This window comes from Anaeromassilibacillus sp. Marseille-P3371, from assembly GCF_900169665.1.
Taxonomy (GTDB): domain Bacteria; phylum Bacillota; class Clostridia; order Oscillospirales; family Acutalibacteraceae; genus Anaeromassilibacillus.
Genome location: NZ_LT835157.1, coordinates 1473532 through 1496732 on the forward strand (window position 1 = coordinate 1473532; position 23201 = coordinate 1496732).

A 23201-nucleotide genomic window follows, 5' to 3' on the forward strand; every position below is an offset into this window, starting at 1 on the left:
ACTCCTCAATCAAAATCCATCCAGACCAGGTGCCTTCCGCAGTGGAGGCACTGGAACAGATAGCATTGCAGATGCCCGCCATTGACAGATTCCTGAATCATTTTCTTCTGCTCATCGTCCCACATGGGATCGTTCAGTACCTCCTCCAACACACCCAGTGCCCGCAGCTCTCTGGCCCCTACATAGCCCAGAAAGGCGCAGTAGTCGCCGCAGTGGGCGCGCCAGTATTCCTGCTGCCAGCCGGAGTAGCCGGGGGTGCGGTGGAGGAGCTCATCCAGTTTCTCCGGATCGTCTACACCGTCGTCCACGGAGTAATCGTCCTGAAAGCTGACGCCATACTTCCGGGCCGCCTCACCGCTGGCGATACACACCGGGCACAGATACGCAATTTCCTCCACAGAAAAGAATGGACTGGTATAGAAAATATGAGTTGTCTTGCCGCAGCAGTAGCAGACAACGCCCTCCTCGGACTGCTTAAAAGCGCCGGTATCCAGAGGGTCCGGGTGATATCGGAAGGCGGGCAGGCCCAGCTGGACCCGCCGCTCCTTCTCGCGCTGCTTTTCCTCCGGCGTTTTGGGTTTGGGGAGGGCGTAGTGGTTGCCCCAGTTTTCCGCATAGTCCTTCAGTGTGCCCAGCCGCTTGAGGGTCTTTTTATCGGAGCGATCTCCGATTTGGCAGAGAAGCTCGTAGGCATCCTTCTTAAAGTCCAGCAGATCATACACATCCACCAGCACTTCCTTGGCCTGCTTATCCTCATTCTGCTCCAGTTTCTCCTTGAAGTCGTAGAGGGCGCGGACACTGTTCGAATTTCCTTCCGTTTCTTGAAACTGCTTTTTCAGTTCGATATATCTCTTCAAATATTCATTCATCTGCGCAGCCTCCCATCAATCCCACCAGAGATACCAAACAGTGGACTGCCGCAGCACGTCGGCCAGAGCGCCCACGGTGGCATCTTCCGGCCCCTGATCGATCACATCAGGGCAGAAGCCGTACAATTCCACCGCCGCATCCATGGCCTTCTCTTCGGGAACAGGAGCCGGGAGCAGGAACTCCAACTCATCATGGCTCATGGCGGCAGGCACCGCGCCGTACCGCTCGAACCAGTATTTTGCCGCCGCCATCAGCTCCTCCGTGCCGGGGCACTCGTTCCAGTTTCCGAAGGGCAGGTATGCGAAGATCTCCCAGGGGTTCTTCACCGGGATCTTGGCCAGGATGAGGGGATAGGTCATCTCAGTATCATCATCCCAGTAGCTGGAGAAGCGGTCATTGTCATCGCCGCCCTCCATCTCGCCCAGGATCTCCTCCACCCAGTCCATATCGTCATCCTCGGCTTCTTCCTTGCGCTGACCGATCAGTTCCTCCAGGACTGCCTTCCCGTCCCAGATGGGGGCGGACAACATCTTCTTCCGGTATACCGCCACCTTGTCCGGGTCAAAGGTATAGTCGTCCGCGCCGTCATTGTCCGGATCGGAATTCATAATAAGGCATTCCCACAGGACTTCGTCATCTGCCTTGATGAGCACCGGCACAAAGCCTTCCTGGGCGCTGTCCCGCTTGGCATAGCTGTAAGCTGCCATGATGGGGTCATCGTCCTTCATAGAGGGGAAATAGGTGCATTCACAGTCCAGATACTCCATCATGGCCTTGGCCAGATCTGAAGGCTCCAGCGTGTCCTCGTCAAAATCCTGTCCTTGCCAGTTGATAAAGCGTTCTTCGATCACCTCTGCCATGGCCTGATAGTAGTCCTCGTCAAAGGGGATGAATAGGTACGCCTCGTCCTGGATCTCGTCGGAGTAATTGCGCTCCTGCCCAATGACACCAATGGCGTAATCGTCGATGTCGCTGAGGAAATAGGGGCTGTTCGCCTCCCCATAGTAGTAGGAGGCAAAGGCTCGACCAATCTTGTTGAACATCGGGCCGGCCAGCTGCCCGTCCAGTTCATCTCGGATAAACTCCCGCAGGTCCACGCTGGCAGGATCAGCCTTGACCTTTTCTACTACCTCTCCGTACTCCGCAAGGAAATCTTCGCCCATCAGGTCATGCTCCATGCACCAACGCAGGTAAATGGTCAAGTGGTTATAGGCGTTGAGCTCATCCACCGGCAGGTTCTTTTCCTGAATAGTTTCCAGGTGCCAATCGGCATCGTCCATTTCCATAACACCGTCGTCCTCAACGCTGCCGATCGTGCCCATGGTAATGGCGTTGGGACGGGTATTGTATGTAACAAAGCTAATGCCGTCCATTTTGTCCAGCAAGGCGTCTGCGTCATGGGCCATCTTATATTCCAATTCGTCCCGGTAGAGGGGAATCACCTGATAGAAGTTGACCTCCTCGCCGCCTGGCAGTACGCAGACCTCACTGCCGTCCTCCGTATCCTGGGGGCCGGTCAGAATGGCAGCGCAGAGCTTTGTGCCTTTTGCAAAGTCTTCCTCATTGTCCATAGTATGGCCAAAGCCAAGCCAGGTATCGCTGACAATGGGCAGACGGGCCAGAACCTTCAGCAGGCGGATGGGCCAGTACCACCGCTCGTTCTTCAGATCCTCATACTTCAGCTTCCAGTCCTTCGGCAGAGCGATGGCCAGCTCCGCCCGCTCCAGTTTGTATTCCGCCAGTTCCTCCGGTACATTCATCCGGTGAGCACCCATGCCCATGGTGACCAGGGTATAGTAGTCGTGCTCCTTGGAGGGCGGCACCACGCAGATGTCCACATGGATGTCCGGGGATGACAACTCATGGAACACATTCTCGAACTTGCCGAAATACTGCTGGATGTGCCCCTCGATGGCCTCCATGTCCTCCTCGGTATAGACCTCTGGAACGCCTGATTCCTCATCCTGGGGTTCTTCGCCGTCTGAGTCATCCTCGCCGTCATCGTCTGGGTCGCCGTCCGATGACTCCCAGGAGATCTTTAGGGTCATCTGCTCCTCCGGCAGGCCGACGCCAGAGCTGCGGGTAATGGCGTGCTTATCATCTGCCGAGAAGCCGATGGTCTCTCCGTCGTGGAGTTCCACATCATTCTCCAGCACATAGGACGCCAGGCTGGCCAAAAAGTCCCGCAGGTCGTTGGGGTCTGCGCCGGTGCCCAGCACCTCCATCTCATCCCTGCCGAACGCATCCATGCCGTATGTGTAGCCGTTCAAGCCGTTCTTATTTCGCCAGAGGCCGAACCAGATCCAGTTAAAGGTGGGAAGCTCATCTTCCTTCATCATGTCGGCAAAGCCCTCATAGAAGCGGGGCTCAAACACCACGCCGCTGGTATAGATGCCAGTGGCATATTTCTGGCGGCAGCAGGCGGCCACCAGTTTGGTATAGAGTTTGCCCTTTTCCAACAGATCTTCTTCCTTGCCCAGTACCGCCACCAGGATATGGGCGCGGTGCTCCTTGGCCACCTTGACCGCATCTTCCCACATATAGTTGTTTTCCGCGTTGGTTTCGGCCTCGCCGCCAGGGATGGGGTAGGAGGCCAAGCTGACGGCGGCGAGCATGTCGCCCACCTCGAACACCAGGGCGTCGTCGCTCTTGTCCTCGCTCGCGTCGTATTCCTCCACAACGATGTCCCATTTTTCTTTCATGTCCCGGATGAACTGCTGTTTGTCCCATTCTCCCTTGGACAGGAGGACAAAGCCAGAAAAAACGCCCGTGTGGTCTGCCTCATTTTCGTCCTCATCCGCCGCCCCGGCGCGCTTGGCAATCTCTTCCTGGCACTCCCGGATCACTCCCTGGGCATCTTCATTCTCCGGGTCCAGTTCCGCCCACCGCTGGGCATAGGGGACGGCTTTCTCCTCCTGTTCATAGAGATACTGATAGGCATACGCCATCCGCATATTCCACTCCGCCTTGTCCTGGCCCTCCTCCCGGACGGACTCCAGCACCTCGATGGCACGCCGCAGGGCCTTTTCTCCTTTGTAATAGGGGGTCCCCTCCTGATGGTCGCCCAGGATGGCGTAGTTCTCCAGTGCCCGTCCCAGGGCGTAGGAGGTGCGGTAGTTTCGCCAGTCCTCCGGGATGGCGTTCAATGCCTGAATGCAGCGGGTGTACTCGTCCTCGTCGTTCCACTGCTCCAGCTGTTGGAAGAATTCTTCCTCGTTCTGCGGGGTGTAGAGGATGTAATCCATACCCGTCAGCGTCTCCTCCAACTCGTTGGCCTGCTCCTCGTCGTCCGACTCCTCCTCGGGCAGATTTTTCAGAGCCACCGTGCCGGCCTCCCGGCGGAAGGTGTGGAAGTTGGCCCAGGGGATGCCGCTGTCCTCGAAGAACTCCTTGGCAATTCTGAGCGCCGCCCGGATGTCCCAGGCGATGAAGTCCACATAGCCATAGAAGAGGCCGGTGGCCCCGCCGGTGAGGGTGAGCACCTCCGGGCCGTCCCCGGCGGTGAGGGCCTCCTCCAGCTGGTCCCGAAAGTCGAAAATCTTCTGGGTCCCTTCCTCCTCCCGCAGGGTGTCCAGGGGATAGCAGAAGAAGCCTGCCACCGCGCCGTCCGCCTGCAACTCGTCCGTGAAGTCGTTGTCCGCGTTCAGATAGCCGTTGATCAGCTGGGCACAGCAGGTGGAGCCCGCCATGGTATCCAGCCGCCAGTCGGCGTCCGGGTCCTCGTTGGGTTCCAGCTTATAACCGAGATAACTCGCCAGATAGCTCTCCGGGCTAGTGGACAGGTCCAGACCCTTTTCCCGCAACTTGTCTGGTAGCTGGGACATGGGGATGGACGGCTCTGCCTTGGGTTCCTCCAGCACATCAAAACTGTCTATGTACCGCATATGCGGGATCTCGCCCAGCACCTGGTCGGTGAGGGTGGTGAGCATCCACCAGGCCCGGCCCTCCCCCTCCCGGAGCATGGGCAGCAGCTTTTCACAGTAGGCGGAGATGGCAAAGCTGTTTTCGCCCTGCTCCTCCAGCCAGATCCGCACATCCTCCCCGGAGATGTCCCATCCATCGTCGGTCCGCAGACCGATGTTCTGGAAGGGCTGACGGCCCACCAGGATGTTCCAGTGCTCCAGCACCTCCTTTGGAGCGTGTTTCTGGAAGTAAACCAGCTCGAACAGCTTGACCTTGTCGCCCTCCGGGGTGAGGATCAGTTCATATTTTTCGCCATTGAAGCCCATCTCGAAGGAAATTTCGTCAAATGCCTGGTTTAAAATCTCCTCACACTGATGGATCAGTTCCTTGCCTCGCTCGTTGTTCTCATCCGCGTCCATGATCTGGCGCAGCTGGCCCTCCTGCTCGGCAAAATCCTCCCACGCAGATTCCGTCCGCTCCCGGAAGCACTCATGAAACTGCGGCAGGGCAATGCCTTTCTTGCACGAATCAATCAATTCTTTGGTATCCTCGTCATCGGGGCGGGCTTCCAGCGCCTTTTCAAAGTATCGCACGGCGCGGCCCTCCTGATCCAGATGGTAATAGGAATAGCCCATGCGGAAGTTCCAGAAATGGTCACCCGCAAAGTATTCCTCGTGGAGCTCCAGCAGAGCGATGGCCTTTTTGAGTACATCCCGATTGGAGCGGATTGCCCCCCAGTTGTTATAGGCTCGGGCCAGTTCGCTGTCCATTTCAGGGGTGCGCTCCTCGGCGGGAATGGCCTCCAGCGCATCAATGATTTTTTGGTACTTGTCCTCCTCATGCCATTTTTGGCACTGCTCCAAAATGTCCATATCCGGTTCCTCCTCGTCCTGTTCCAGCTTCCAGTCTTTGATCTGCTGGAACACGCCATTCTCATCCCGCTCGAAGGCGCAGGGGGCGGGTGTATGCAGCAGCGGAATGATGTCGGGATCGTCGTTGCAGATGGAGTTGAGATTGTAAAGCCCGGCGTTGTTGGGGTCGTCCATATACTCGTCGCTCTCGACAGCGGCGGTAAAGCGCCAGCCGCTGTCCCAGTCGCCGTCCGGTTCCTCCCGGTAGCAGTATCCCACCTTGCAGCCCTCCACCGTGATGCGGTTGGTGGCGATGCAGCCTTCGGCCCCTTCCCAGTCGGGGAGCAGATCCTTCATGTTTTCCGCCTTCACATGGTAGTCCCGATTGCGGCCGGCAGACTTGTACAGCTCCTTTCGCAGTGCCTCCACATCCCGGGCCATCTCCTCGATCTCCTCGTCGCCCATCATTTCATGGAGGTCATAGGGCAGGGGATCTTGGGCGAAATCCGCCAGGGCCTTGTCCATGGCATCGTGTTCCTCCGCCGTGGCGGTGACGCGGATGCGGCGGGAGGGCGTGCTATACTCGTCCAAATCATGGAGATTCACACTGCCGCTGACGCTGCACTCCAGCAGAATGGCGGCCAGATCGGTGATCACATCAATGGCGAAGTGGAAGTCCATCTCCACGCCATTGGAGTGAGTGAATTCCAGATATTCCACGGTCTGGTGAAAGTCCCAGTTTTGTTTATCCAGTCCAATCTTGGCAAAGATCTCGCTGAGGGAAATTTCCTCTTTCTTCTGGTCTTCCAAAAACGCCACAAGATTCAAACTGTCATCGGAACCTCCAATAAAGTTGCCCCAGTATTTTTTGATATACATTTGTCACGACTCCTTTTATTCCGGCCACTCAACACCGTCACAACAGCTGATGAAGTCATAGTGCAGGCTCTCAAAATAATTGTTGGGATAGGATTCACCGTCCTGATGAAGCTCCAGCCCCTCCAGATCCATTATCTCATTGATATACGCAAGGGTATCGTGAATACCCGCAATATGTTTGTCCTGAGCAGCTCCGCCAGCACTTCTTTCTACTCCGGCGTCAGTGCTGCGAGAAGTTCGTTTTTGGCCTTATTGTCACCCGTCTGGGGGAAACCATCGCCCCTCATCCACCGGGCGGTCATACTGTCTCTCCACTCCACAAGGCTGTCGATAAACGCTTTATAAAGTTCCTTGCTCATATTCTTTTCTCCATTCACTTGATTTTGCGCGAAAGGTTTACTTACAGTTGCTTTCCACAACCATAACGCCGGTGTGGGTCAACGCGGTTTCAATCCACCCCAGAATGGAGAGGAGGAAGGCTGATTCCTCTGCTGTCATACCCGTCAAGCTGCCCCGGACAAGGTGCATCCAGCGTTCCCAGTCCTCTTTCCCAATCCAGTTGTCAAAACAGAAATCAAATTCATTATGCAATCTCCATTGATGGGGGGCTTAGACGGGAAAAATCTGCCCCAGCGTGGGGATCAGCAGCCGCTCGTTTTCTGTATCCACTTCATAGAGGATGAGCGGCGGTTCTCCCTCCGGCGCGTCCTCCCAAAAGAGCTTGATGTACTCCATCTCAATACTTCTTCCTCACAACGCGGCGGGCTGCTTCGAGGATGGCTGGATAGTCGGCTTGGAATGGTTCCGCCAGTTCCTTGTCCAGCTGCGCCTGAATGTGCCAGAATACCTGCCGTTCCGCCATGTCTTGGAAGATGCCCTCAGCATCCTCCAGCCGGCGGAGCAGGTCGCACAGCATCAGCAGTTTGTCGCGAGACAATGTAAAGTTCACGGTTTTTCCTTCCCATGTGCCATATCCAGATAAGCCCGCATCGATTTTTCATCGGCACAGGCCGCCCGGATCATCTTGGACAGCATCATCAAGTCGTCGATGAATTGGGAGTACACGCAGAACACATCCTTGTCGGAGTCGAAGTGAAACAGATCCCGACCGCTGTTGTTTTCCTCGAACTCCTGGATCACGCCACGGACCAGCCGCTCCCAGTCCCCACTACTTCCGACCAGCCCCAACCGGCAGAATTCTTCTGCCCGGAATCCGTCACTGATCTTCAGCAGAAGGGAGATCGCATAGGGGTGGTGGGGAATGAGAAAGAATGGCGCGATCTGCTCCGGCTTCACCCAAATTTTGAAAGGCGGGCGCGGGTCAGGTATCCAGGGCAGGATCTCCCATTCGTTATCCCGCCGATTTCCGTATTGGCATAGTTTTTTCATGGCTTCACCTCCTGTTCCAGTCTCTTTCTACATTTCTCAATGTGGGCCCGCTTAGTGGCCATGATCTCCCGCACCGCTTCCATCTTCATCCGCAGCAGGAGTGCGATCTTCTCAACGAGCATCCCGTCCGCAGCCAGCATGCAGAGGATCTCCTTCTGTGCGGAGGCTTTGCCAGCTGCAAAACCGGCGTCATAGTCATGAGACAGCAGGGCAAAGAACTGCTCCGGTGTCAGGGCGGAGATCAGTTCCTGCTCTCCGTGATAGATACTGTTGCGAAGCGTTTCTAATTCATCTGCTAAGAGTTTTGGGGCAACTTGCTCTCTTTTTTCCAAGCGGCCTGAATGAACGCTTTCAGTTCCTCTTTGTTGTACCAGAACTCCTCGCCAGCGTCCATCGCCATCAAGGTCAAAATCAGTTCCCGGTCTTCCTCATCTTTTGGCATGTTGGCATAGTTATCAAAGGCAAAGGCGGCCGCGGCCTCACGGTCTCCTGTTTCTGCAACGGGCAGAAGAACACGATAGAAGGCATCTCGATTTTCATATCTGTCCCGCTGCATAAAGATCTCCTCTTTTCATGAACCGATCTGTCCCGCATTTGCCGGGCGAAAGATGCTGCGGCCCGCCAGCAGCTCCTCCAGCTTCTTAGCCAGCGCCTCCACAATGGCGTGGCAGGGGTTTTCATAGCCCATGATTTCCAACCTTTGCAGCTCAACGCAGTGGAGTGTTCCGTAGAAGCCCAGCACAAAGCTCGTCAATTCGGCAATCATCTGGTAGCCATCCGTATTGTCCACATCTGTCTGCCCCTCTTTGGCGGTCATCAGACCGATGATCCCTACCGCCACGGTGAAGGCGCCGCAGCAGGACTGCTCCGTCTGCATCCCAAGGCCCATGACGGAGAACATCTTCCGGGCCTCCTCGGACAAGTTCAGATGGTAATATTCATTGCAGGCCATGAACATCGCCTCGGCGCAGGTCAGTTCCGTGCCGATGTGATAGTGGTTGACCAGTTCATAGAGCTTCATTGTCCCCATACCATACTCCAATCGCACAGCATTTCATTCTCAGTCACCCGGCGCAGCTCGTCCCGTACCTCCATCAGCGCAAAGCCCAGCAGGTTTTGTCCCCGCCACTTCATCGGGTCCTGGGCCTCGGGGGAGCTGGCCGAGAGCCGGATGCCCCAGATGCTGTCATAGGGGCTGGCCTCCACCAGCACACCGTCCCCGGTGGAGAGGAGGAACTCCCGCAGATCACGGTTCTGGCTGAATTTGCACCAGTTTCCGCTGAGCACAATGGCGTATTTGAACCTGTCCCACACCTTCTGGTCAAAGCCCCGCACCTTACGGCCCAGGGGCTTGATCTGTTGAGGGTCGCTGCACGCCAGGATCTCCTTGCGGATCTTCTGATCGCCAAACAGCTCCGCCTTGCCCGCCATCGTATACTGCTCTATACAGAGATAGGAGTCGGCGATGGAATAGAAATCCTCCATCCACCACTGGCTGAGGCAACTTTTTGTAATGCTGCCATCCTGGACAGGCTGATGGCCCCAGAACAGGCACAGTTCTCGCTTTCTCCCAGCAGCAAACTCCTGTTGGAGCCACTGCCAGGTGTACTTGGGCCTGCCCTCCGGCTGCCACGTATCCACCCAGAAGTTGCCATGCTCCAGCACTTCGCCGCTGTCCTCATTATCCCACCAGCCTTTCCAGGTCACCGGCTCAGGAAAGAGGGAGCGGTATTCCGTCCGCTCCTCAGATGAGAGGGTGTCCAGCCAATGGCCAAATCGGACTATGTAATCCTCCCCATAGCCCATGCGCCAGCCAATGGAGTACCGCTCGATCTCCCGATGTGCCAGCCAGGGGGGAGGCATCATTTTCTTATCTTGTAGTGCCATAGGGTTTGTCCTTTCCTGTCAGAGCTGCTTCTGGTTCCATTCATCTTCCGTCACTCGCTTGTTCTGGATATAGAAGTGCTTGGCATCCCTTGAGAGCGCCTTTTGCGCGTCTACGATGTGCCAGGATTGCAGGTCGACTCCCTGCAGCAGATAACCGTTCCAGAAGATGGACTTGGCATCCCATGCGAAATAGCCGTCATTCTTGGAAACGAAGGTAGCAGGGTCAGCCTTTTTCAAGACCTTAATCTTACCGGCGAAATTCTCATAGTATACGGTTTTGCTGTCCTTGGCATATCCATAGGGAATCTGTACCCGGACGGGCCGCAGTGTACCATCGATCATGGTCTGGATCTTTTCAATCAGTCTCACTCCATCATCACAGACAACGAAGGAGCCGATGTCCTCCGGCTCAAACCGGCCGCCGGTTGTCCAGACACTTTGATGGTCCTTGGCGTAGCAGTTGTTGAGCACCGTGAAAGAGGCATGATCCACATTCCGCAGCTTTGTATTTTGGAGAAAGCAGTACTTGCCGTCCTTGGCAAATCGTCCATTGAACCATACAAAATGCTCTACATCCTCGGACACCTCGGAAAACCGCCAGTAGACCTTTTTCCCGTCCGTCTAATAGCACAGGATCTCCTGCGTGTCCTCAACATAGAACAGCGGGTTGTTGTCGATGTCAGGCAAAGTCCGATAGTCCACATCGATATACTTTGGCGGCTTGGGGAGCAGGCTTGTGATAGGCTCCTTCATGGTGTTCACCTCATTTGATGTCACTCAGTTCTTTTTTCACATCCAGTGGAGCGCCGTCCAGCGATGTGATTTGTGCCAACTCTGTTTCAGATAGATTTTTCAGAAAAATGCAGTATTCATCTGGGTATCCGCCCACAAACGCCATTTTTGGCATTCCGATTTGCTTAGGATCAGTGATCCACAGGCAGGGCTCTCCCGTCCCCAAAAACCGTGTCAGGGTAAGAACTTGGCCATTGTAAAGAACTCTTTGTTCCATTCTCACCCCTCCTCAAAAATCGCGAAGTTCTTCAAACTTTTCCAACAGAACATCCTTCTGGAGCGTGTTTTCTGGCAGGGCATCCAAAATCCCGCACAGGGCCATGTAGATCTCATCCCGCTCCTCGGTTTCAATAAAGCCCATCTTGTTAAAGGTCTGGGTATAAGCTGCTACCGCCTCCAGCGCCCAGGTCTGGGCGTCCCCGCCTGGCTGATTGGCCAGCTTCATCAGCAAGGCGCGGGTCTTGCGGTATTGGCTGGCCGCTTTTTTCGCGGAGGCAGCGGGGATCTGCTCTGCGCCGTCCCAGCCCCGAAAGGGATTGTCCAGATTTTGTGCCAGCCACTCCGATTTTCGAGGCTTGGTGATCCGCAGGTCCATTCCCGGCTTGCTTTTCCAGAGTTTCTTTGCCGCCTTTGCCGCGTCCTCCAGCAGGCTGGTCATCCAGAACCAGCGAAGCGCCGGCATCTGCTCCGGGGTGGGAATGTCTCCCGCGCCAAAGCCGAACAGGTCATAGGTGGAGAGGTCTGTCAGTTCCCGGAACTGAGTCACCGCAGAGAAGTTTCGCAGGTTTCCCGGCGCGCCCCAGAGCCGCAGCTCCTTCAGGCGGGGATGGGCAGCGGGAAGGCCGGACAGGTCAAAATCCTTCAGTTGGATGCCGTGCAGTCCCCACAGGCCCGGCAGCTCTGGGTGAGGGCGGTATTCTCCAATGAATTGAAGGGTCAGCCTACTGCCATCTCCGGGGGCGTGGATGGTGCAGGCGTCCGGCCCCTTGTTTTGGAACAGGAGCTGTTCCGCTTCCTCGCCCAGCCACAGTTCCCGAAGGCCGGTCATATCCAGCATCAGCTTTCCAATGCTGGTCCCCCGCAGATCAAGTATTTTTTGGCCGTGGTTCAGTAAGGTCAGTTCGTGGATGAAGGGGTTTCCCCGCAAAAACTTCGGCAGATCCGGGTGCCACCGCTCACAAATAAGGTCCGAGAGGCAGGGCAGCACCTCCAATTCCAGCGCCGAGCCAAAAGGGATGTATTGGTCCATCACCCGATGGCTGCACTTCTTCACGATTTGGCCGCCGATGGTCACTTCCTCACGGCTGCCCGCAGCCTCCTTGAAGGCCCGCCGCCGCTCCTCCGGGATGGCCTGCCACATCATCTGGCGGTACACGTCATAGCCGTCGTTCCATCCGCCGTAGGAGGGGCAGGACTCGTCGGTGAAGGGCGGCAGAGTGCCCACCAGCGTGTACTGGGGCGGGACTTCCACCGGCACCCGCAGCAGATGGAGCGCACGGGGCCAATACATGAAGTCCTTGTAGAGCGGGCGGAGACGAGGCAGTTCCTCCGCTGTCAGAGGGGCGTCGCCTACCCAGTCCAGGGAGAGGATCACCGCCCAGGACTGGCTGCTCACCGTGTCCGGCGGCGCAATGTAGGCCACCTGACAGGCGGTGTAGCGTTCCAGGTAGTTGTTGTAGACCGTATAGACCTCTCCGGCGCTGGCTTTCATGGGTTCACGCTCCTCTCATCAATTCTTCTCCAGATAAAATCCCCATATGCAGTTGGAGAACTCTCCAGCGGCAAAGCGGTAGACCTGCCCATCGATCTCTACCTGCCAGACCTCAAAGATATGGTTCTGGTGATAGATAGGGTCTTGGACTTTTACCTGCCTGCCGGTGGTTTTCCAATCATAGTCAAAGATATTCACCCCGAACAATCTGCATTGACCGTCCGGGCTAAAGGTTTCATATTCCCAAGCCATAATTTCGATCCCTTTTCAGCGACTTGATATACTCGCTTTCGGAGCCGTCCCAATGGCAGTTCACACACCGGCCATTCTGGAAATGGTGGGGACAATTCGGGTAGCCATAGAGAATATGGGCGCATTCCGGGCATAGCCCCAGCATCTGTGAGGAGCCCCTGAAAAACAGACCGCCGCACTCATCACAAACAACCAATTCTTTTTCTGCCATGGGTTTCACCAGTCTCTTTCCCGGATGGCCTCCTCGGTGTCAATGGGGATGCCAAACCACTCCAGAATGTAGGCCACATCTGCCGCGATGCACTCCCGCGCCACCGTTTCGATCTCACTGTCGTTCTCATCAAATTCCTCCTGGAGATCATTGATGCCGCAGACCGCCTCGTCCAGCGCTTCCTGCACCGCTTCGGTGTCGGTTTCGCCGCTCTTCAGCAGGTCGATGACCTTCTGGAGCTCATCCCTTACCTTGTCCACCAAAAAATCTGGATAGTATTCGTCCTGGTACATCTCGTCCAGCAGTTTATAATCTGGGTCAAAGACTTTCATAGGGCTTGCTCCTTTCTTCGTGCTCGGTTGTGACGCCCAGCTCGATCTCATCGTCACTATAAATTAAGTAGAGCCCATGAGGGGCTTTTCTATCGAAATGCAGTTCAATGTCTTTATATTTGAGGATCAAAGGTTTCCCACCGCTTCTCATCGTGGAAACGGTATCAGGCTTACCGAAGATCTCTATGACCTCACCCTGCGACATTCCGAATTTCAGCGGTGAAATGTCCTGGGGATTTTGCAATATCTGATTGCGCCAAATACAGAAATCCACTTGCTTCCCTTTCTATTCAAACATCAGGCCGTAGGATTCGGTCAGGCTTCCGTCGTCCTCATGGAAAACACACTGATACAGGGGCTGGCGCTGTGTTGCTTTGCGAAACCGCTCCAGAACAGGGGCCAGCTCCTTGTCCACAGAAATCCCCAAGACATTGGCAACCCGCCGCCAGATGTCCACATCAATATCTTCTAAGTTGATAACGCGCTGCTTCTGCCCATATTCCTCCAATGTTTTGGAATCCAAATACTGCTTTGCGTCACAGCAGTCCTGCCAGCAGATACAATTTACAAGCAGAGAAAAGAGCTCGTCCATATTCTCTGCCAGACGGCCCGTTTCACCTTCACTGCTGTTATAGCCGATGGAGCCATCCTCCAACAGATGGTATTCCCCGCCGGAGCCATCTCTAGCAAACGCCATGCCGGGCAGGGAAAAGGTGCATCCGCCGTCCGCGTCATCCCGTGGGGATAGTTCATCCAGCAGGAAGAAGTCAAAAAGAGAATCAAATTCATCCGCTAAATCAGGGTCTTCACGCAGTATCTTCAAATAGTCCATAGCTGTTTTTCCTTCCTTTACGGTTGTTGGGTCATCTCGCGCAGCCATTCCAGCCAAAGCAGTTCCTCTATCCTCTCATCGTTCCGGTAAAAATGGTCTTTGTCACGGGCCAGATGGTCGGAAAGCGGGGGAGCGTTCAGCGGGGTGCATACCGCAAAACTGTCCCGATCAGCCCCCTTGATCTCCCGGTTGAGGTAGTACACCCGCCTAGCGTCCCTGGAATACCAGTGACGAAGCAGTTCCCAGAATGCCAGATCCGCCTTGGGAAGCTGCTTTCCATAGGCATAGATCCGTTTATGATCTCTGGCAAAGAAGGTATCGCCCAAGGAGCAGAATGTGGGAACTTCCGCACCCTTGACGATTTTCACCCTACCGTCCCCATTGTGGAAGTAGATCTGCCGGCTGTCCTTTGCATAGCCCTGGGGCGCGCCCGATTCGTTCCGACCATTGTCTAGCACCTGAAAGGCTGCCAGATCTACATTAGGGATTCTCCCGCTGGTGGTGTAGACTGCCGTTTTGTCCATAGCGTAGGCAAAGTTTAACACCTGAAAAGATGTGGGGTCCGCCCCACGCAGGCGGATACCGCCCAGAAAGCAGGCCGTAGAAGATCTGCCCCAGTAATGCCAACAGCAGAAGTCTTTGGGCGCAACACCTTTGAGCAGGCCGTTTTCATACAGGCCGGAGAAATAAACAGCTCCATCCCGAAGGAAGAACTCGTTGTCCACCGGCTCTGTGTTGGTAATAGGGCGCAACATTTTGGTCGCTCCTTAGCAGCACTGGAGAATCAGCCATACACGGTCAAAGCGGCGGGCGGCCAGATCCTCTTTGGTGATGTAGAAATAGATGTGCCCGCAGTCCCCGAACATCAGCTCAAAGTCGCCGCACTCCACGGTATCCAGCTGGAGCAGCAACATCCAGCGGTCAAGAGCGCTCTCCTTTGCCCGTTGGCTGACCTCTTTCGGAATCTTGATCCAGCCGTTGCCCAGATAGTAGCCCTGGGTCACCAGATCACACTCACTGAACATACTGTTCTGGATCACATCGGGCCAGCCCAGCAGCTGGGAACGGTCCTCCGGGTCCTCTGGGTCCTTGCCGGTCAGCTCATCCCAGGCATTGTTGAAGGCGTCGTCATCCTTCTCGTCCGGGAACACCTCGCTGAAGTCCTGCCAGGAAGGATAGGAGGGTTTTGAATCCAGCTTGATCTTGACCATAGGAAACTTGAAATCTTCCTCCATATCCGCGGGAAAGCTTGCGGCGGACAGCGCGGAACTGTCCTCGAACCAGTAGACGCGGGCGCAGCCCTTATCTTTGGGGTCGTAGCCCCAGCACTGGGTGTCCGTCTCATAAAAGAAGGAGAGCAGGCCGTGGTCAGGTAGAAGATGCTCCGCGTCAAACTGGGCCAGCTCCGCACAGTTCAGCTGAGCCAGGAAGGTGAGGGGGCGGTCCTTCACCACATGGTCGTAGCTCTCGCCCTCATAGGTGGGCCAAATGAAGTCCGGCGGTACATCCGGTTTCCCGCCGAAACGGGTGGCGCCCAGCTTATATGTTTCTTTTCTGGCGATTTTCAGCTGAATGCTATTTTTGCCCAACGACTCCAGTTTTTCTTTTATGCTCATGGCGGTTCCTCCTTGTTGCGTTCTCACAGCTTTCCATCCAGTGCCTCCACGGTTTTCATGGCGGCGGAATTAAATTTGCACTGCCGCAGATCCCGTTCGATCAGGGCAAACACATCGGGAAAGCATTCAATTTCGTCCTGGTACTCATATTTTGCGTACAGTTTCCCATACTCCGAAATCCAGACCTCTGCCGGGTAATAGTAGCCGATATGACCAATGGGCTGGCACTTCTGGCCGACAGCCTGTTCGACCTCTGCCAGCTCGCATCCGGACATATCCCGGAAATAGGCGTCCTCCAAATGGTTTTTGATCCCGTTGACCAGGTAAGGGAACAGAGCGAACTGAAAGTCAGCCGCCCAGTTTAGTTTTTTCTGCTCCAAGTACCACTCACAGCACAGGCCGAAATACTTGCGGTAAAACCGCTGGGTGGCTTTCATCATAGGGACGCCGTGGGTAGTGTAATACTGCTCCGCAATGGAGATGTCCACTTTTCGTCCTTCCCGCCATCCGGCGTACTCCATCAGCTGCCTGACCTTGCTTTTGAGATCGCCGGAGATGGGGATGCGTTCTTTTGTCATAACAACCTCCATTATTGCTCAAGCGGGTAATACCAATCCTCCGGGCCGTTGTAACTGATCTCAAATGCATCTGCATCAACTTTCAGTTCTGATTTGACTGTTCGATAAGCTACAGCGGCGACCTGTTTCAGAATCGGGGTGGCCTCCTCCCAGTAGATGGATGACGCCTCATCTTCCAACTCGGAATCTTCGTCCTCCTGTTCCTCCTCGAAATCCAAAGAGAAGGATTCATTTTGAATCTCTGCGTAGAATGGAAGTTCAAAATCCGCAGGATTGGTAATCCGAATTTCTCCAGTAGGGGCGTACATCTCAGCCATACCCGGATTGCCAGCCTGTAAATACTTCTGATACTGTTCTGCTTCCTTTTTGAGATACCGCTCTGAGGAGGCTCGGCTGTCAAAGTGGACGGCGCTCACCCCGGAGGTGAAGTCCGTTGTCAGGCTCATGGTGAACACTTCGTAATCCGGATGTTCCGCTTTCAGCTTTTTTATAGCGGCATTCACAAGGGACAGCATTTCAAACTGGTAAAGGATCGGATTGAAATTTGTATCCATCATCGCGCTCTCCAATCATTCTATCAAAGTTCATTTGGATACCCGATTTTATCCAGACCCATCTTGATTTCCTCCCAGTCGCTGCGCTTGGGATTCAGCGCGGCGGCCAGTTCCTTTGTCACCGGCGCCCCGTCCGCGAGCTGGCGCACAGCTTCCAAGGGCAGGTCGGCGGGATAAAACCATTTCCCGTACTCCACATAGGTCTGGGGATCGCCGTCAACCATGGGGAGCAGGTCTTTGGAAGCGTCCTTGCCGTCCATGGGATTGCAGCGCCAGGTGACTCCGTCTTCCGTCCAGACGCAGAAGGTACTTTTCATCTTTTTGACTTCCCGGCTGGACATGAGCTTTTGCAGAACAGGGGACATTCCATCTGTCAGGTCTTCAATTCGTGGGAGTTTTTTCTCCCAGTCGTAGAGTTCGGAATCCACGCCGTTGATAACACAGCCTTCCGGTACAAACATAACAATCATACTCTGATCGCTACCATCGGTGGCAAAGAAAGCCTCCTTGCCTTTTCGCCATGCAGGATTGTAGGTATAGCGGCGGATGAAGCTCCATTCCTCCTCCAGCATGATGATATCCAGGGCCGCAAGCCCTTTGCAGAAGGTTTTCAGGCATTCCGCATTGGGCAAATTGGATAAATCTTTTGTGGAAAGCATCGTGTGATCCACCTGTCTTTCGTTACCACAGCCGGTCGATTTGTGTATATACCTTACTGGGTTCTCTGTCCATAAAACTGGTCAATGCGTTGGTGGGGGCTGCAGGCAGGAGCACATTCAAAATATCCAGCGCATAATACCAGATCCCGGTATCCCAGTCCCGGAACCGCCCATTGCAGATGGCCCGCCCATAATCGCCGGGGGACAAATCCAGTGCCAACTCAAGGAGCGGGAGCTTCTGCCCGGTCTTATCATAGGTATATCGCTCTGGAATTGCGCCGATGTGCCAGTCATAGCGGTATCGCACCTGGACTCCGCTCTCCCGCTGGGTGAGTTCAAAGGGCTGGAGGCGCATTGTGCTGTCCGCCTTCCACTTTATCAGCCTGCGGCAGTCCTTTTCGATATGAAACCCGTCGGGCCTTTGCACGACAGATGCGAAGTGTATGGGCAGTCCAAAGGGATAATAGGAGAAGAAATTCTTTGGTAGCCGCATGGCTCTGGGGTACTGGTTCCGCTGCACAGCGGCATTTCCGCCCCGGCAGTCTTTATACCATTGCAGACGGACCTGCTGGACCAGAAGCGAGGGCAGATCTTTGGACCAATTGCCATTCTGTTTCATCGCCGCGCCTCCTTCTTGGCGCCATTCTACGAACGGTTGGCCTGCTCCAACCGCTCCATCAACAGCGGGATTGCCGTAGCCTGCCAAAAGTCTCCGCTTACCCAGCCAGTGGACATTCCCACATGCGTTTTGGTAAACTGCTTAACATAGTACTGCTTGCCCGGCGCAGGCAGTTCGCCGGGCAAATCCGCAAAGATGCGGAGGATCTCCTCCCGGAGAACTCTGGGGGAATACGACAGTTCCATTGTCTGATACCGCTCCTTTAGAAGCCGCCACAGAAACGGGTCGCCCCGCAGCCCCCACTGGGTAGGCTCCGGATCGAAAATACAAGCAACAAATTTAGCTTTCATGGGTGATGCAGAAAATCTCCTTGTTCAAGTCAAAGTAGACCACCATCAGCTCGTCGGTGATCTCCGGGTTGAAGGAAAGGTCTAGAATAAAAGCCTGCTGCTCGTCCTCGCCATCCACCAAGCTGCCAAAACGCTTGAGCCGCAAAAAGTCCACCATCTCGGCAAAGGACAGCTTGGCCGGGTCGGTTCCCGGAAAGAGCTCTGCCGCGATATCGGCGTCTACTTCGTCCCGGTGGAACTCCATGAAAAATGTCACGATGCCGTGGCAGGGGCTGTCCTCGTCCGCCAGTGCCGCTTTGAGGGCGGCCTTGGCCTTTTCCGCCAATTTCTCCGCCTCGTCCAGCATTTCTCCCACCGCATCCATGGAGGCAGGATTGTCGGTCAGTTCCTCCTCTACATCGAAGAGGAAGGGCAGTCCCGTGTCCTCGGGAAAGGTGAAGATCTCCTCACCAGGCGTGTATGTAAAATCAATGCGTTTGCAATTCAGTTTCATAGATACACCTCCTCATTGGTTTTCCAGATGGGGCAATGGAATTGGCGAATAGACTACCGTATCGCCGTCATGATCCATCTTGAGAATGATAGCAAATTCCGCCGCATTGCTTTCCTGGCCCTTGGGGAGAGGAAAGATCATTGGGGGGCAGCGCAGGGCAGCATGGTTCGCGGTTTCATTCCAATCCTCCATGGCAGCAGATAAAATGGCATCAATGTGTGCCAATACTTGCTCAATGGAACCCGCTGAAATGTTGTAAAAAGCGGGGTTTTTATGATACTGCTCTGTGATGAAGCTTTTATAGGCTTATACCGGCATAAAGCAGAATTCCCAATCAAGGGGATGCAGCCCAAGCCAATACGCATATAGTTTCATAGGCAATCCCTTACCCCTCAATGTAGGCATCTTTGACGCCCTTTTTCATGGAGCCATAGACCACCACCGCATGGTCGGTGAACATCTCATCGCAGTCAAAATAGGCGGTGAAGCTGCCGCCGGAGGTGACGGTCAGGTCGATCAGGCTGATTCGCCGGGCAAGTTCTTCCTCTGTGATGGGGTCTGTTTCCGGATTGCGGGGATTTTCCTCATCCTGGGAGAGCCAGTCGTTGGCAAGCCCGGTCAGACTCTTGGCCGCAAACTCCCGCATGGCCTTGTCCCAGGTTTCACAGTCAGCCAGCAGCTTCTTGGCGGCACTGCGGGCGCGGGTCCAGGAGGGCTTACTCTCAGCATTGACTTCCAGAGAAAGATTCACATCTTTTCCGCACCACTGTATCTCGCCCTCAAAGGCATCATAGTCCTTGTTCAGCGTCAGCTCACCCAGCACCTCGTCCTGGAGAACCACCGGCTTGTAGTATTCGTCCAGAATGGCTTGAAGCTCCGGGCAGACCTCATGGGCCTTGACCACCTGGGAGATACACCAGGGCCGCACCACCAGACCCTTTGCCCATTCTTCCTTCATCCGGCGGATTTTGAGGCGGCAGATCTGCTCGCTTTGAAAGCGTCCCCAGCCCTTGTCGCTATTGCGTTCCTCATCGGTGACCGGCCAATCCAGCCGCTCCTCTTTGGTGATGACCTTGCCGGTGTCACAGAACACCATGCCCAGTGTCACAACGGTCATTTCCCAAAAGTTGCCTTTCCAGTTATATCCGCCCCCAATGCAGCGATTGATCAGAGCGACCACTTCCTGCTCCTCGGGTTCGTACATCTCATAGAATTCCTCAAACATCGGCGCAACCTCCTTTACAGCCCTTCCAGAACTGCCGCCATCTTGGGGGCAAACTCCGGAGAAACTTCCTGCTCCAGTGCGCCCCGGTAAGCCAGCACCGCCTGCCAGGAGTAGTAATAGAAGCTGTAAAACAAGTCCGCGGGGAAGACTTCGTCCTCCTCGTAGCGCATCTCGTCTTCTTCCTCGTCATATTCCTCCGACCACAGATATTCTTCCTTCAGCAAGTCGGAGAACAGAGGCAGCGGGTCGGCGTGTTCCATCCTATCTCCATCGTGGAAGCACTGAAGGATACAGGCAAAGAAGTCCAGCAGCTCCCCGGCAAGGAAATGGGCTACGGGGTTCTGGCCGCTCTCTGTAAGGGCCTTCTCCAGAATCCGGCTCAGGAACACCATGCCGAAAGGGGTGGCGTGCCACAGGGTACTCTGGTGCTCCATATTGGCGGTGAGCTTGTAAAGGGCCTTTTTGACTGCTTTCGGATTTTTCATCTGCTCCAGCACCGCCAGGTGAGCGGGAAAATCCGTCCCCCGGCCATAGGCTGTGGTGAGCCGATGCCACGGGACATCAGCGACCTTGAGATGGGTGATATAGGTTCTATTTTCTTCTGTCATGCCGCTTTCCTCCTTATCCCTCTGTCTGGCTGCGGTATTCCTTCTCCAGCGCGGTGTACCACCGTTTCAGCATGATTTCCAGACTGGTTTTCCCGTTGCGATCTGAAAAAGCAAGGAATTTGTGCAGCAGTCTGGGAAACAGATATTTGCCCGCTTCTGTCAGGTCCTGGTTGATATAGACCATCCGAAGGATACGGCCCTGCCGGTCCAGAGGATTCTTTTTCAGTAGTTCCTTTTCAAAGCAGAACCGAAGGAACACCACATTCTCATCGTAGAAGTCCTCCACCACAGCCGCGCCGATGCTGGTATAGGTGATGTCATACACCAAACGGCTCCAGTCAAATTTCTCGGCATAGAGCAGTTTCAGCGCCTTCTCCCAATGTTCCTCTGGAATCACCAGCATCCTGTGTTGGGCGGTGCTGGAGTAGCCGCGGTAGATGGGGTCCGGCCGCCCCAGCAGTTCGCTCACACCATTGGCATAGACGAAACACAGCTCCTCATCGAACAGGCCGCCGATAAAGTTGCCGTTGCAGTACAGCATATAGTTCTTGGACTTGGCCGGTGAAAAAGAGAGCCGGTATTCCTGCGAATCCAGGCTTTTATGTACCTTGTTCAGAAAGTCTATTGATGTCATGGCCTTGCTCCTTATTCCTCAAACTCACCCTCAACCATCCCATTGAGATAACGACCGGGGTTTGCAATAAAGTCGTCCCATTTGGCCAGGGGGTGGAATTCCTCATGCTCGATATCCAGATACCACAGCTTTTTGTCCCTGGGGCTCCACAGCAGCAGGAAGTCGCTGTAGTTGTCCATCTTCACCATGAGGGAGAGCAGCTTCTTCCGCTTCCAGGTCATTCCCTGCACATCCATGAAGGAGTAGAGCTCCGCCCATTTCACCAGTTCCTGTTCCGGAAATTCCAGCCGCAGGGGACCGGCCTTTAAGTATTCCACCAGCTTGGCAGGCAGCTTGTAAGGCATGAGCTGCCGGACCTTTTCCTGTTCGTTGTGCCAGTCCTCCGGTTCCAGGGCCTTTAGGTAGTCGGCCATCTCCTGGTCCTTCTCCTGAACCGCCACGGTGTAGGGGCGGTCACCATACTTGTCGGCAATGGTGATGTCCGCCCCTTGTTCGACGAGCCAACGCACCATGGGAAAATCGTTGGAGCGGGCGGCCTCGGTGACGGGGGTGGAGGCGTAAGGAAACACCATGTCCGGCTTGTGGTAATTGATGTCCGCCCCTTTTTCCAGAAGCAGCTGGGCGAGCTCGGCGTATCCATCGGACACAGCTGCCCGGAACGCCTCGCCGCCGAACTTAACCACCGTGATCCCGGCCTGCTCCAGTACGGGGATATTCTCCGGGCGCTTGCCCCAGCGAACTTCCTCGAAAGCCCGTCGTTTCTGGTCGGGAGTGAATTTTGTGGCCTGCCCAGCAAAAAGGGATGCCACATCCGGAGCACAGCAGCGAATGGCGGTGAGCAGCAGTGGCTGTTCCACTGCTAGGTCGGGGTCAGCTCCATGTTCCAGAAGGAAGTGGATCATCGGCACATCATTCCGGAAAACCGCGATCTCCAGAGGCATCAGCTTGATATATTCGCTGAGCTGGATGGGAGCATTGAGATTCAACCCGCCTTGGAGCAGTGCCTCCAGCTTGGGAGTGTCATGGTCACAGATGGCGGCCGCCGTTTCCGGGAGGGTCTCCCAACGGCCAATCGTTCCAATTTCATACATAGGGCGCCTACTTTCTCCGTTGCTTTACTTTATAGGGAACGGTTCTGCCCAGCACCCGGCCTTTGCCAATGGCATTGGCCCCCTCATAAATCAAGAATTCCACATTGTTTTCCAGCGGGCCATAGTCCACAGTATCCGGGTAGAGGGGTTGGGCATTCCCAAAAGCCGGTTCATCAAACGCACATTCAGTCCCATCCAAGAAGCATACGCCCAGATATTCAGTGGTTCCTGTGGCTACAAGATGGGGACTATACTTTTCGCTGGCCAATCTGGGGGGAGTCTTTCGCTTACCACTCCAGAAGATGACCTCCACATGGAGTACCGCCCGGTTTTCATCTGTCCCGATCATGCCAGTTCCTCCATTCCTGCTTAATCTCCGAATCGCTCGGCAGCATCCTGGTAAACGGTGACGCTCTTTGCCACCTTCTTTTTCTGACCGCGGATGCGGAAGTAGTCCCGCAGAACACGCTTCAATTCTGGGTTCTCCACCTTGCGGGGCAGCAAGCTGATGAACATTTCGTCGTAACTTTCGTACAGAACACCGCCCCGGTTGTAAGTCTGCCATGTCACAATGGGCTTGCGGCCCTCCGGGTCTTTTGCCAAATCAAAGAGCCACCGCTCATCCAGACATTCGACATGATATGGCTGCCCATCCATTTGCCCTTGACCAGCTTGGCCCAAAGAGGGGCGGCGGGTGCATACTCCAGCTGAGCCAGAGCCTTCTGAGCAGCTGTTTTGCACTTGCCCTTTTCTGTATTCACAAGCTGGAGAAGCAGTTCGCCGTTGGCTTCCTCCTTGCCCAGCTCCAAAATAGCCTGTTCTCGCTTTACGCCCTTCGGGGGCAGTTGCTCCAAAGTCATCATCT

35 protein-coding genes and 1 pseudogene are annotated in these 23201 nt (G+C 55.1%); all 36 read right to left on the reverse strand.

Going from position 1 to position 23201, the window contains the following annotated elements; all coding sequences use genetic code 11:
- Positions 1-5 precede the first annotated feature (5 nt).
- The 36 genes and pseudogenes from B9Y59_RS05400 to B9Y59_RS16155 all read right to left on the reverse strand — a co-directional run bounded on the left by B9Y59_RS05400 (position 6) and on the right by B9Y59_RS16155 (position 23199).
- On the reverse strand, positions 6-869 hold the full coding sequence (locus tag B9Y59_RS05400; protein ID WP_085532232.1) for a CbrC family protein: 864 nt from the start codon (positions 867-869) through the stop codon (positions 6-8).
- 15 nt (positions 870-884) lie between these two features.
- The gene (locus B9Y59_RS05405) at positions 885-6503 is read right to left on the reverse strand and encodes an immunity protein Imm33 domain-containing protein (protein ID WP_085532234.1); all 5619 of its coding nucleotides are present in this window, start codon (positions 6501-6503) and stop codon (positions 885-887) included.
- 15 nt (positions 6504-6518) lie between these two features.
- Entirely contained in the window at positions 6519-6635 is a 117-nt protein-coding gene (locus tag B9Y59_RS16570) for a DUF6547 family protein (RefSeq protein WP_330395892.1), read from the reverse strand.
- Between the two features lie 77 nt (positions 6636-6712).
- Positions 6713-6862 carry a DUF6547 family protein gene (locus B9Y59_RS16145; protein WP_242967256.1) on the reverse strand — a complete coding sequence of 50 codons (150 nt, stop codon included), beginning with the start codon at positions 6860-6862 and terminating at the stop codon, positions 6713-6715.
- Between the two features lie 37 nt (positions 6863-6899).
- On the reverse strand, positions 6900-7094 hold the full coding sequence (locus tag B9Y59_RS05415) for a hypothetical protein (protein ID WP_085532236.1): 195 nt from the start codon (positions 7092-7094) through the stop codon (positions 6900-6902).
- Between the two features lie 18 nt (positions 7095-7112).
- On the reverse strand, positions 7113-7238 hold the full coding sequence (locus B9Y59_RS16400) for a hypothetical protein (protein ID WP_256366513.1): 126 nt from the start codon (positions 7236-7238) through the stop codon (positions 7113-7115).
- Between the two features lies 1 nt (position 7239).
- Positions 7240-7452, reverse strand: coding sequence for a hypothetical protein (locus B9Y59_RS05420; RefSeq protein ID WP_143255244.1), 213 nt, complete (start codon positions 7450-7452; stop codon positions 7240-7242).
- On the reverse strand, positions 7449-7892 hold the full coding sequence (locus B9Y59_RS05425; RefSeq protein WP_085532238.1) for an immunity 51 family protein: 444 nt from the start codon (positions 7890-7892) through the stop codon (positions 7449-7451). Before B9Y59_RS05425 ends, B9Y59_RS05420 begins: the two co-directional genes overlap by 4 nt.
- Positions 7889-8224: a hypothetical protein gene (locus B9Y59_RS05430; RefSeq protein WP_085532240.1), complete on the reverse strand. Its 336-nt coding sequence runs from the start codon at positions 8222-8224 to the stop codon at positions 7889-7891. The genes B9Y59_RS05425 and B9Y59_RS05430 overlap by 4 nt, the downstream gene beginning before the upstream one ends.
- The gene (locus B9Y59_RS05435; RefSeq protein WP_085532242.1) at positions 8188-8448 is read right to left on the reverse strand and encodes a hypothetical protein; all 261 of its coding nucleotides are present in this window, start codon (positions 8446-8448) and stop codon (positions 8188-8190) included. Before B9Y59_RS05435 ends, B9Y59_RS05430 begins: the two co-directional genes overlap by 37 nt.
- 15 nt (positions 8449-8463) lie before the next feature.
- A complete protein-coding gene (locus B9Y59_RS05440; protein WP_242967257.1) occupies positions 8464-8922 on the reverse strand; it encodes a C-GCAxxG-C-C family protein in 459 nt (152 codons plus the stop codon).
- Entirely contained in the window at positions 8910-9779 is an 870-nt protein-coding gene (locus B9Y59_RS05445) for an NADAR family protein (RefSeq protein ID WP_085532244.1), read from the reverse strand. Before B9Y59_RS05445 ends, B9Y59_RS05440 begins: the two co-directional genes overlap by 13 nt.
- Before the next feature lie 18 nt (positions 9780-9797).
- Positions 9798-10385: pseudogene (locus B9Y59_RS05450) on the reverse strand (DKNYY domain-containing protein); the annotation flags it as partial.
- Positions 10386-10400: 15 nt separating this feature from the next.
- A complete protein-coding gene (locus B9Y59_RS16405; protein WP_256366514.1) occupies positions 10401-10532 on the reverse strand; it encodes a hypothetical protein in 132 nt (43 codons plus the stop codon).
- 10 nt (positions 10533-10542) lie between these two features.
- Positions 10543-10788, reverse strand: coding sequence for a hypothetical protein (locus tag B9Y59_RS05455; RefSeq protein WP_175055198.1), 246 nt, complete (start codon positions 10786-10788; stop codon positions 10543-10545).
- A 12-nt stretch (positions 10789-10800) separates the two neighbouring features.
- Positions 10801-12282, reverse strand: coding sequence for a hypothetical protein (locus B9Y59_RS05460; RefSeq protein ID WP_085532248.1), 1482 nt, complete (start codon positions 12280-12282; stop codon positions 10801-10803).
- An 18-nt stretch (positions 12283-12300) separates the two neighbouring features.
- Positions 12301-12534 carry a hypothetical protein gene (locus B9Y59_RS05465; protein ID WP_054323106.1) on the reverse strand — a complete coding sequence of 78 codons (234 nt, stop codon included), beginning with the start codon at positions 12532-12534 and terminating at the stop codon, positions 12301-12303.
- A gap of 216 nt (positions 12535-12750) precedes the next feature.
- The gene (locus B9Y59_RS05475) at positions 12751-13077 is read right to left on the reverse strand and encodes a DUF5713 family protein (RefSeq protein ID WP_085532252.1); all 327 of its coding nucleotides are present in this window, start codon (positions 13075-13077) and stop codon (positions 12751-12753) included.
- Positions 13064-13351: a hypothetical protein gene (locus B9Y59_RS05480; RefSeq protein WP_054323103.1), complete on the reverse strand. Its 288-nt coding sequence runs from the start codon at positions 13349-13351 to the stop codon at positions 13064-13066. The genes B9Y59_RS05475 and B9Y59_RS05480 overlap by 14 nt, the downstream gene beginning before the upstream one ends.
- A 12-nt stretch (positions 13352-13363) precedes the next feature.
- A complete protein-coding gene (locus tag B9Y59_RS05485) occupies positions 13364-13909 on the reverse strand; it encodes a hypothetical protein (RefSeq protein WP_085532254.1) in 546 nt (181 codons plus the stop codon).
- Positions 13910-13926: 17 nt separating this feature from the next.
- Positions 13927-14664 (reverse strand): DKNYY domain-containing protein, encoded by a 738-nt coding sequence (locus tag B9Y59_RS05490; RefSeq protein ID WP_242967258.1) that lies wholly within the window; start codon positions 14662-14664, stop codon positions 13927-13929.
- A gap of 12 nt (positions 14665-14676) precedes the next feature.
- Positions 14677-15525, reverse strand: coding sequence for a YwqG family protein (locus B9Y59_RS05495; protein ID WP_085532256.1), 849 nt, complete (start codon positions 15523-15525; stop codon positions 14677-14679).
- Between the two features lie 23 nt (positions 15526-15548).
- Positions 15549-16103: an SUKH-3 domain-containing protein gene (locus tag B9Y59_RS05500; RefSeq protein ID WP_085534523.1), complete on the reverse strand. Its 555-nt coding sequence runs from the start codon at positions 16101-16103 to the stop codon at positions 15549-15551.
- A gap of 11 nt (positions 16104-16114) precedes the next feature.
- A complete protein-coding gene (locus tag B9Y59_RS05505) occupies positions 16115-16660 on the reverse strand; it encodes a hypothetical protein (RefSeq protein WP_242967259.1) in 546 nt (181 codons plus the stop codon).
- 20 nt (positions 16661-16680) lie between these two features.
- Positions 16681-17316, reverse strand: coding sequence for a hypothetical protein (locus tag B9Y59_RS05510; RefSeq protein ID WP_085532260.1), 636 nt, complete (start codon positions 17314-17316; stop codon positions 16681-16683).
- Between the two features lie 22 nt (positions 17317-17338).
- Positions 17339-17935 carry a hypothetical protein gene (locus B9Y59_RS05515; protein ID WP_054323099.1) on the reverse strand — a complete coding sequence of 199 codons (597 nt, stop codon included), beginning with the start codon at positions 17933-17935 and terminating at the stop codon, positions 17339-17341.
- A 26-nt stretch (positions 17936-17961) separates the two neighbouring features.
- A complete protein-coding gene (locus B9Y59_RS05520) occupies positions 17962-18285 on the reverse strand; it encodes a hypothetical protein (protein WP_085532262.1) in 324 nt (107 codons plus the stop codon).
- A complete protein-coding gene (locus B9Y59_RS05525; RefSeq protein WP_085532264.1) occupies positions 18275-18778 on the reverse strand; it encodes a DUF2004 domain-containing protein in 504 nt (167 codons plus the stop codon). Before B9Y59_RS05525 ends, B9Y59_RS05520 begins: the two co-directional genes overlap by 11 nt.
- 12 nt (positions 18779-18790) lie before the next feature.
- A complete protein-coding gene (locus tag B9Y59_RS15985; RefSeq protein ID WP_198945596.1) occupies positions 18791-19003 on the reverse strand; it encodes a hypothetical protein in 213 nt (70 codons plus the stop codon).
- A 160-nt stretch (positions 19004-19163) separates the two neighbouring features.
- On the reverse strand, positions 19164-20003 hold the full coding sequence (locus B9Y59_RS05535; RefSeq protein WP_085532266.1) for a DUF2262 domain-containing protein: 840 nt from the start codon (positions 20001-20003) through the stop codon (positions 19164-19166).
- Positions 20004-20017: 14 nt separating this feature from the next.
- Entirely contained in the window at positions 20018-20611 is a 594-nt protein-coding gene (locus B9Y59_RS05540; RefSeq protein WP_054323095.1) for a hypothetical protein, read from the reverse strand.
- Between the two features lie 13 nt (positions 20612-20624).
- A complete protein-coding gene (locus B9Y59_RS05545; protein WP_085532268.1) occupies positions 20625-21245 on the reverse strand; it encodes a hypothetical protein in 621 nt (206 codons plus the stop codon).
- Between the two features lie 11 nt (positions 21246-21256).
- Positions 21257-22336 (reverse strand): ankyrin repeat domain-containing protein, encoded by a 1080-nt coding sequence (locus tag B9Y59_RS05550; RefSeq protein ID WP_085532270.1) that lies wholly within the window; start codon positions 22334-22336, stop codon positions 21257-21259.
- A 7-nt stretch (positions 22337-22343) separates the two neighbouring features.
- The gene (locus tag B9Y59_RS05555; protein ID WP_085532272.1) at positions 22344-22685 is read right to left on the reverse strand and encodes a hypothetical protein; all 342 of its coding nucleotides are present in this window, start codon (positions 22683-22685) and stop codon (positions 22344-22346) included.
- 20 nt (positions 22686-22705) lie between these two features.
- Positions 22706-22906, reverse strand: a complete 201-nt coding sequence (locus tag B9Y59_RS16150) for an addiction module toxin RelE (protein ID WP_242967260.1) — start codon at positions 22904-22906, stop codon at positions 22706-22708.
- Complete coding sequence (locus B9Y59_RS16155) at positions 22903-23199, reverse strand: hypothetical protein (protein WP_085532275.1); 297 nt, start codon at positions 23197-23199, stop codon at positions 22903-22905. The genes B9Y59_RS16150 and B9Y59_RS16155 overlap by 4 nt, the downstream gene beginning before the upstream one ends.
- Positions 23200-23201 lie beyond the last annotated feature (2 nt).

Coding starts and splice junctions, on each gene's coding strand:
- B9Y59_RS05520 (WP_085532262.1), bottom strand. CDS start 18,285: ATGAAAGCTAAATTTGTTGCTTGTATTTTCGATCCGGAGCCTACCCAG.
- B9Y59_RS05475 (WP_085532252.1), bottom strand. CDS start 13,077: ATGAAAGTCTTTGACCCAGATTATAAACTGCTGGACGAGATGTACCAG.
- B9Y59_RS16400 (WP_256366513.1), bottom strand. CDS start 7,238: ATGGAGTACATCAAGCTCTTTTGGGAGGACGCGCCGGAGGGAGAACCG.
- B9Y59_RS05485 (WP_085532254.1), bottom strand. CDS start 13,909: ATGGACTATTTGAAGATACTGCGTGAAGACCCTGATTTAGCGGATGAA.
- B9Y59_RS05435 (WP_085532242.1), bottom strand. CDS start 8,448: ATGCAGCGGGACAGATATGAAAATCGAGATGCCTTCTATCGTGTTCTT.
- B9Y59_RS05440 (WP_242967257.1), bottom strand. CDS start 8,922: ATGGGGACAATGAAGCTCTATGAACTGGTCAACCACTATCACATCGGC.
- B9Y59_RS05460 (WP_085532248.1), bottom strand. CDS start 12,282: ATGAAAGCCAGCGCCGGAGAGGTCTATACGGTCTACAACAACTACCTG.
- B9Y59_RS05465 (WP_054323106.1), bottom strand. CDS start 12,534: ATGGCTTGGGAATATGAAACCTTTAGCCCGGACGGTCAATGCAGATTG.
- B9Y59_RS05525 (WP_085532264.1), bottom strand. CDS start 18,778: ATGAAACTGAATTGCAAACGCATTGATTTTACATACACGCCTGGTGAG.
- B9Y59_RS05535 (WP_085532266.1), bottom strand. CDS start 20,003: ATGTTTGAGGAATTCTATGAGATGTACGAACCCGAGGAGCAGGAAGTG.
- B9Y59_RS05545 (WP_085532268.1), bottom strand. CDS start 21,245: ATGACATCAATAGACTTTCTGAACAAGGTACATAAAAGCCTGGATTCG.
- B9Y59_RS05510 (WP_085532260.1), bottom strand. CDS start 17,316: ATGCTTTCCACAAAAGATTTATCCAATTTGCCCAATGCGGAATGCCTG.
- B9Y59_RS05495 (WP_085532256.1), bottom strand. CDS start 15,525: ATGAGCATAAAAGAAAAACTGGAGTCGTTGGGCAAAAATAGCATTCAG.
- B9Y59_RS05540 (WP_054323095.1), bottom strand. CDS start 20,611: ATGACAGAAGAAAATAGAACCTATATCACCCATCTCAAGGTCGCTGAT.
- B9Y59_RS05490 (WP_242967258.1), bottom strand. CDS start 14,664: ATGTTGCGCCCTATTACCAACACAGAGCCGGTGGACAACGAGTTCTTC.
- B9Y59_RS16155 (WP_085532275.1), bottom strand. CDS start 23,199: ATGATGACTTTGGAGCAACTGCCCCCGAAGGGCGTAAAGCGAGAACAG.
- B9Y59_RS16570 (WP_330395892.1), bottom strand. CDS start 6,635: ATGGATCTGGAGGGGCTGGAGCTTCATCAGGACGGTGAATCCTATCCC.
- B9Y59_RS16145 (WP_242967256.1), bottom strand. CDS start 6,862: ATGAGCAAGGAACTTTATAAAGCGTTTATCGACAGCCTTGTGGAGTGG.
- B9Y59_RS05445 (WP_085532244.1), bottom strand. CDS start 9,779: ATGGCACTACAAGATAAGAAAATGATGCCTCCCCCCTGGCTGGCACAT.
- B9Y59_RS16405 (WP_256366514.1), bottom strand. CDS start 10,532: ATGAAGGAGCCTATCACAAGCCTGCTCCCCAAGCCGCCAAAGTATATC.
- B9Y59_RS05505 (WP_242967259.1), bottom strand. CDS start 16,660: ATGATGGATACAAATTTCAATCCGATCCTTTACCAGTTTGAAATGCTG.
- B9Y59_RS05555 (WP_085532272.1), bottom strand. CDS start 22,685: ATGATCGGGACAGATGAAAACCGGGCGGTACTCCATGTGGAGGTCATC.
- B9Y59_RS05455 (WP_175055198.1), bottom strand. CDS start 10,788: ATGGAACAAAGAGTTCTTTACAATGGCCAAGTTCTTACCCTGACACGG.
- B9Y59_RS05400 (WP_085532232.1), bottom strand. CDS start 869: ATGAATGAATATTTGAAGAGATATATCGAACTGAAAAAGCAGTTTCAA.
- B9Y59_RS05425 (WP_085532238.1), bottom strand. CDS start 7,892: ATGAAAAAACTATGCCAATACGGAAATCGGCGGGATAACGAATGGGAG.
- B9Y59_RS05500 (WP_085534523.1), bottom strand. CDS start 16,103: ATGACAAAAGAACGCATCCCCATCTCCGGCGATCTCAAAAGCAAGGTC.
- B9Y59_RS05405 (WP_085532234.1), bottom strand. CDS start 6,503: ATGTATATCAAAAAATACTGGGGCAACTTTATTGGAGGTTCCGATGAC.
- B9Y59_RS05515 (WP_054323099.1), bottom strand. CDS start 17,935: ATGAAACAGAATGGCAATTGGTCCAAAGATCTGCCCTCGCTTCTGGTC.
- B9Y59_RS05550 (WP_085532270.1), bottom strand. CDS start 22,336: ATGTATGAAATTGGAACGATTGGCCGTTGGGAGACCCTCCCGGAAACG.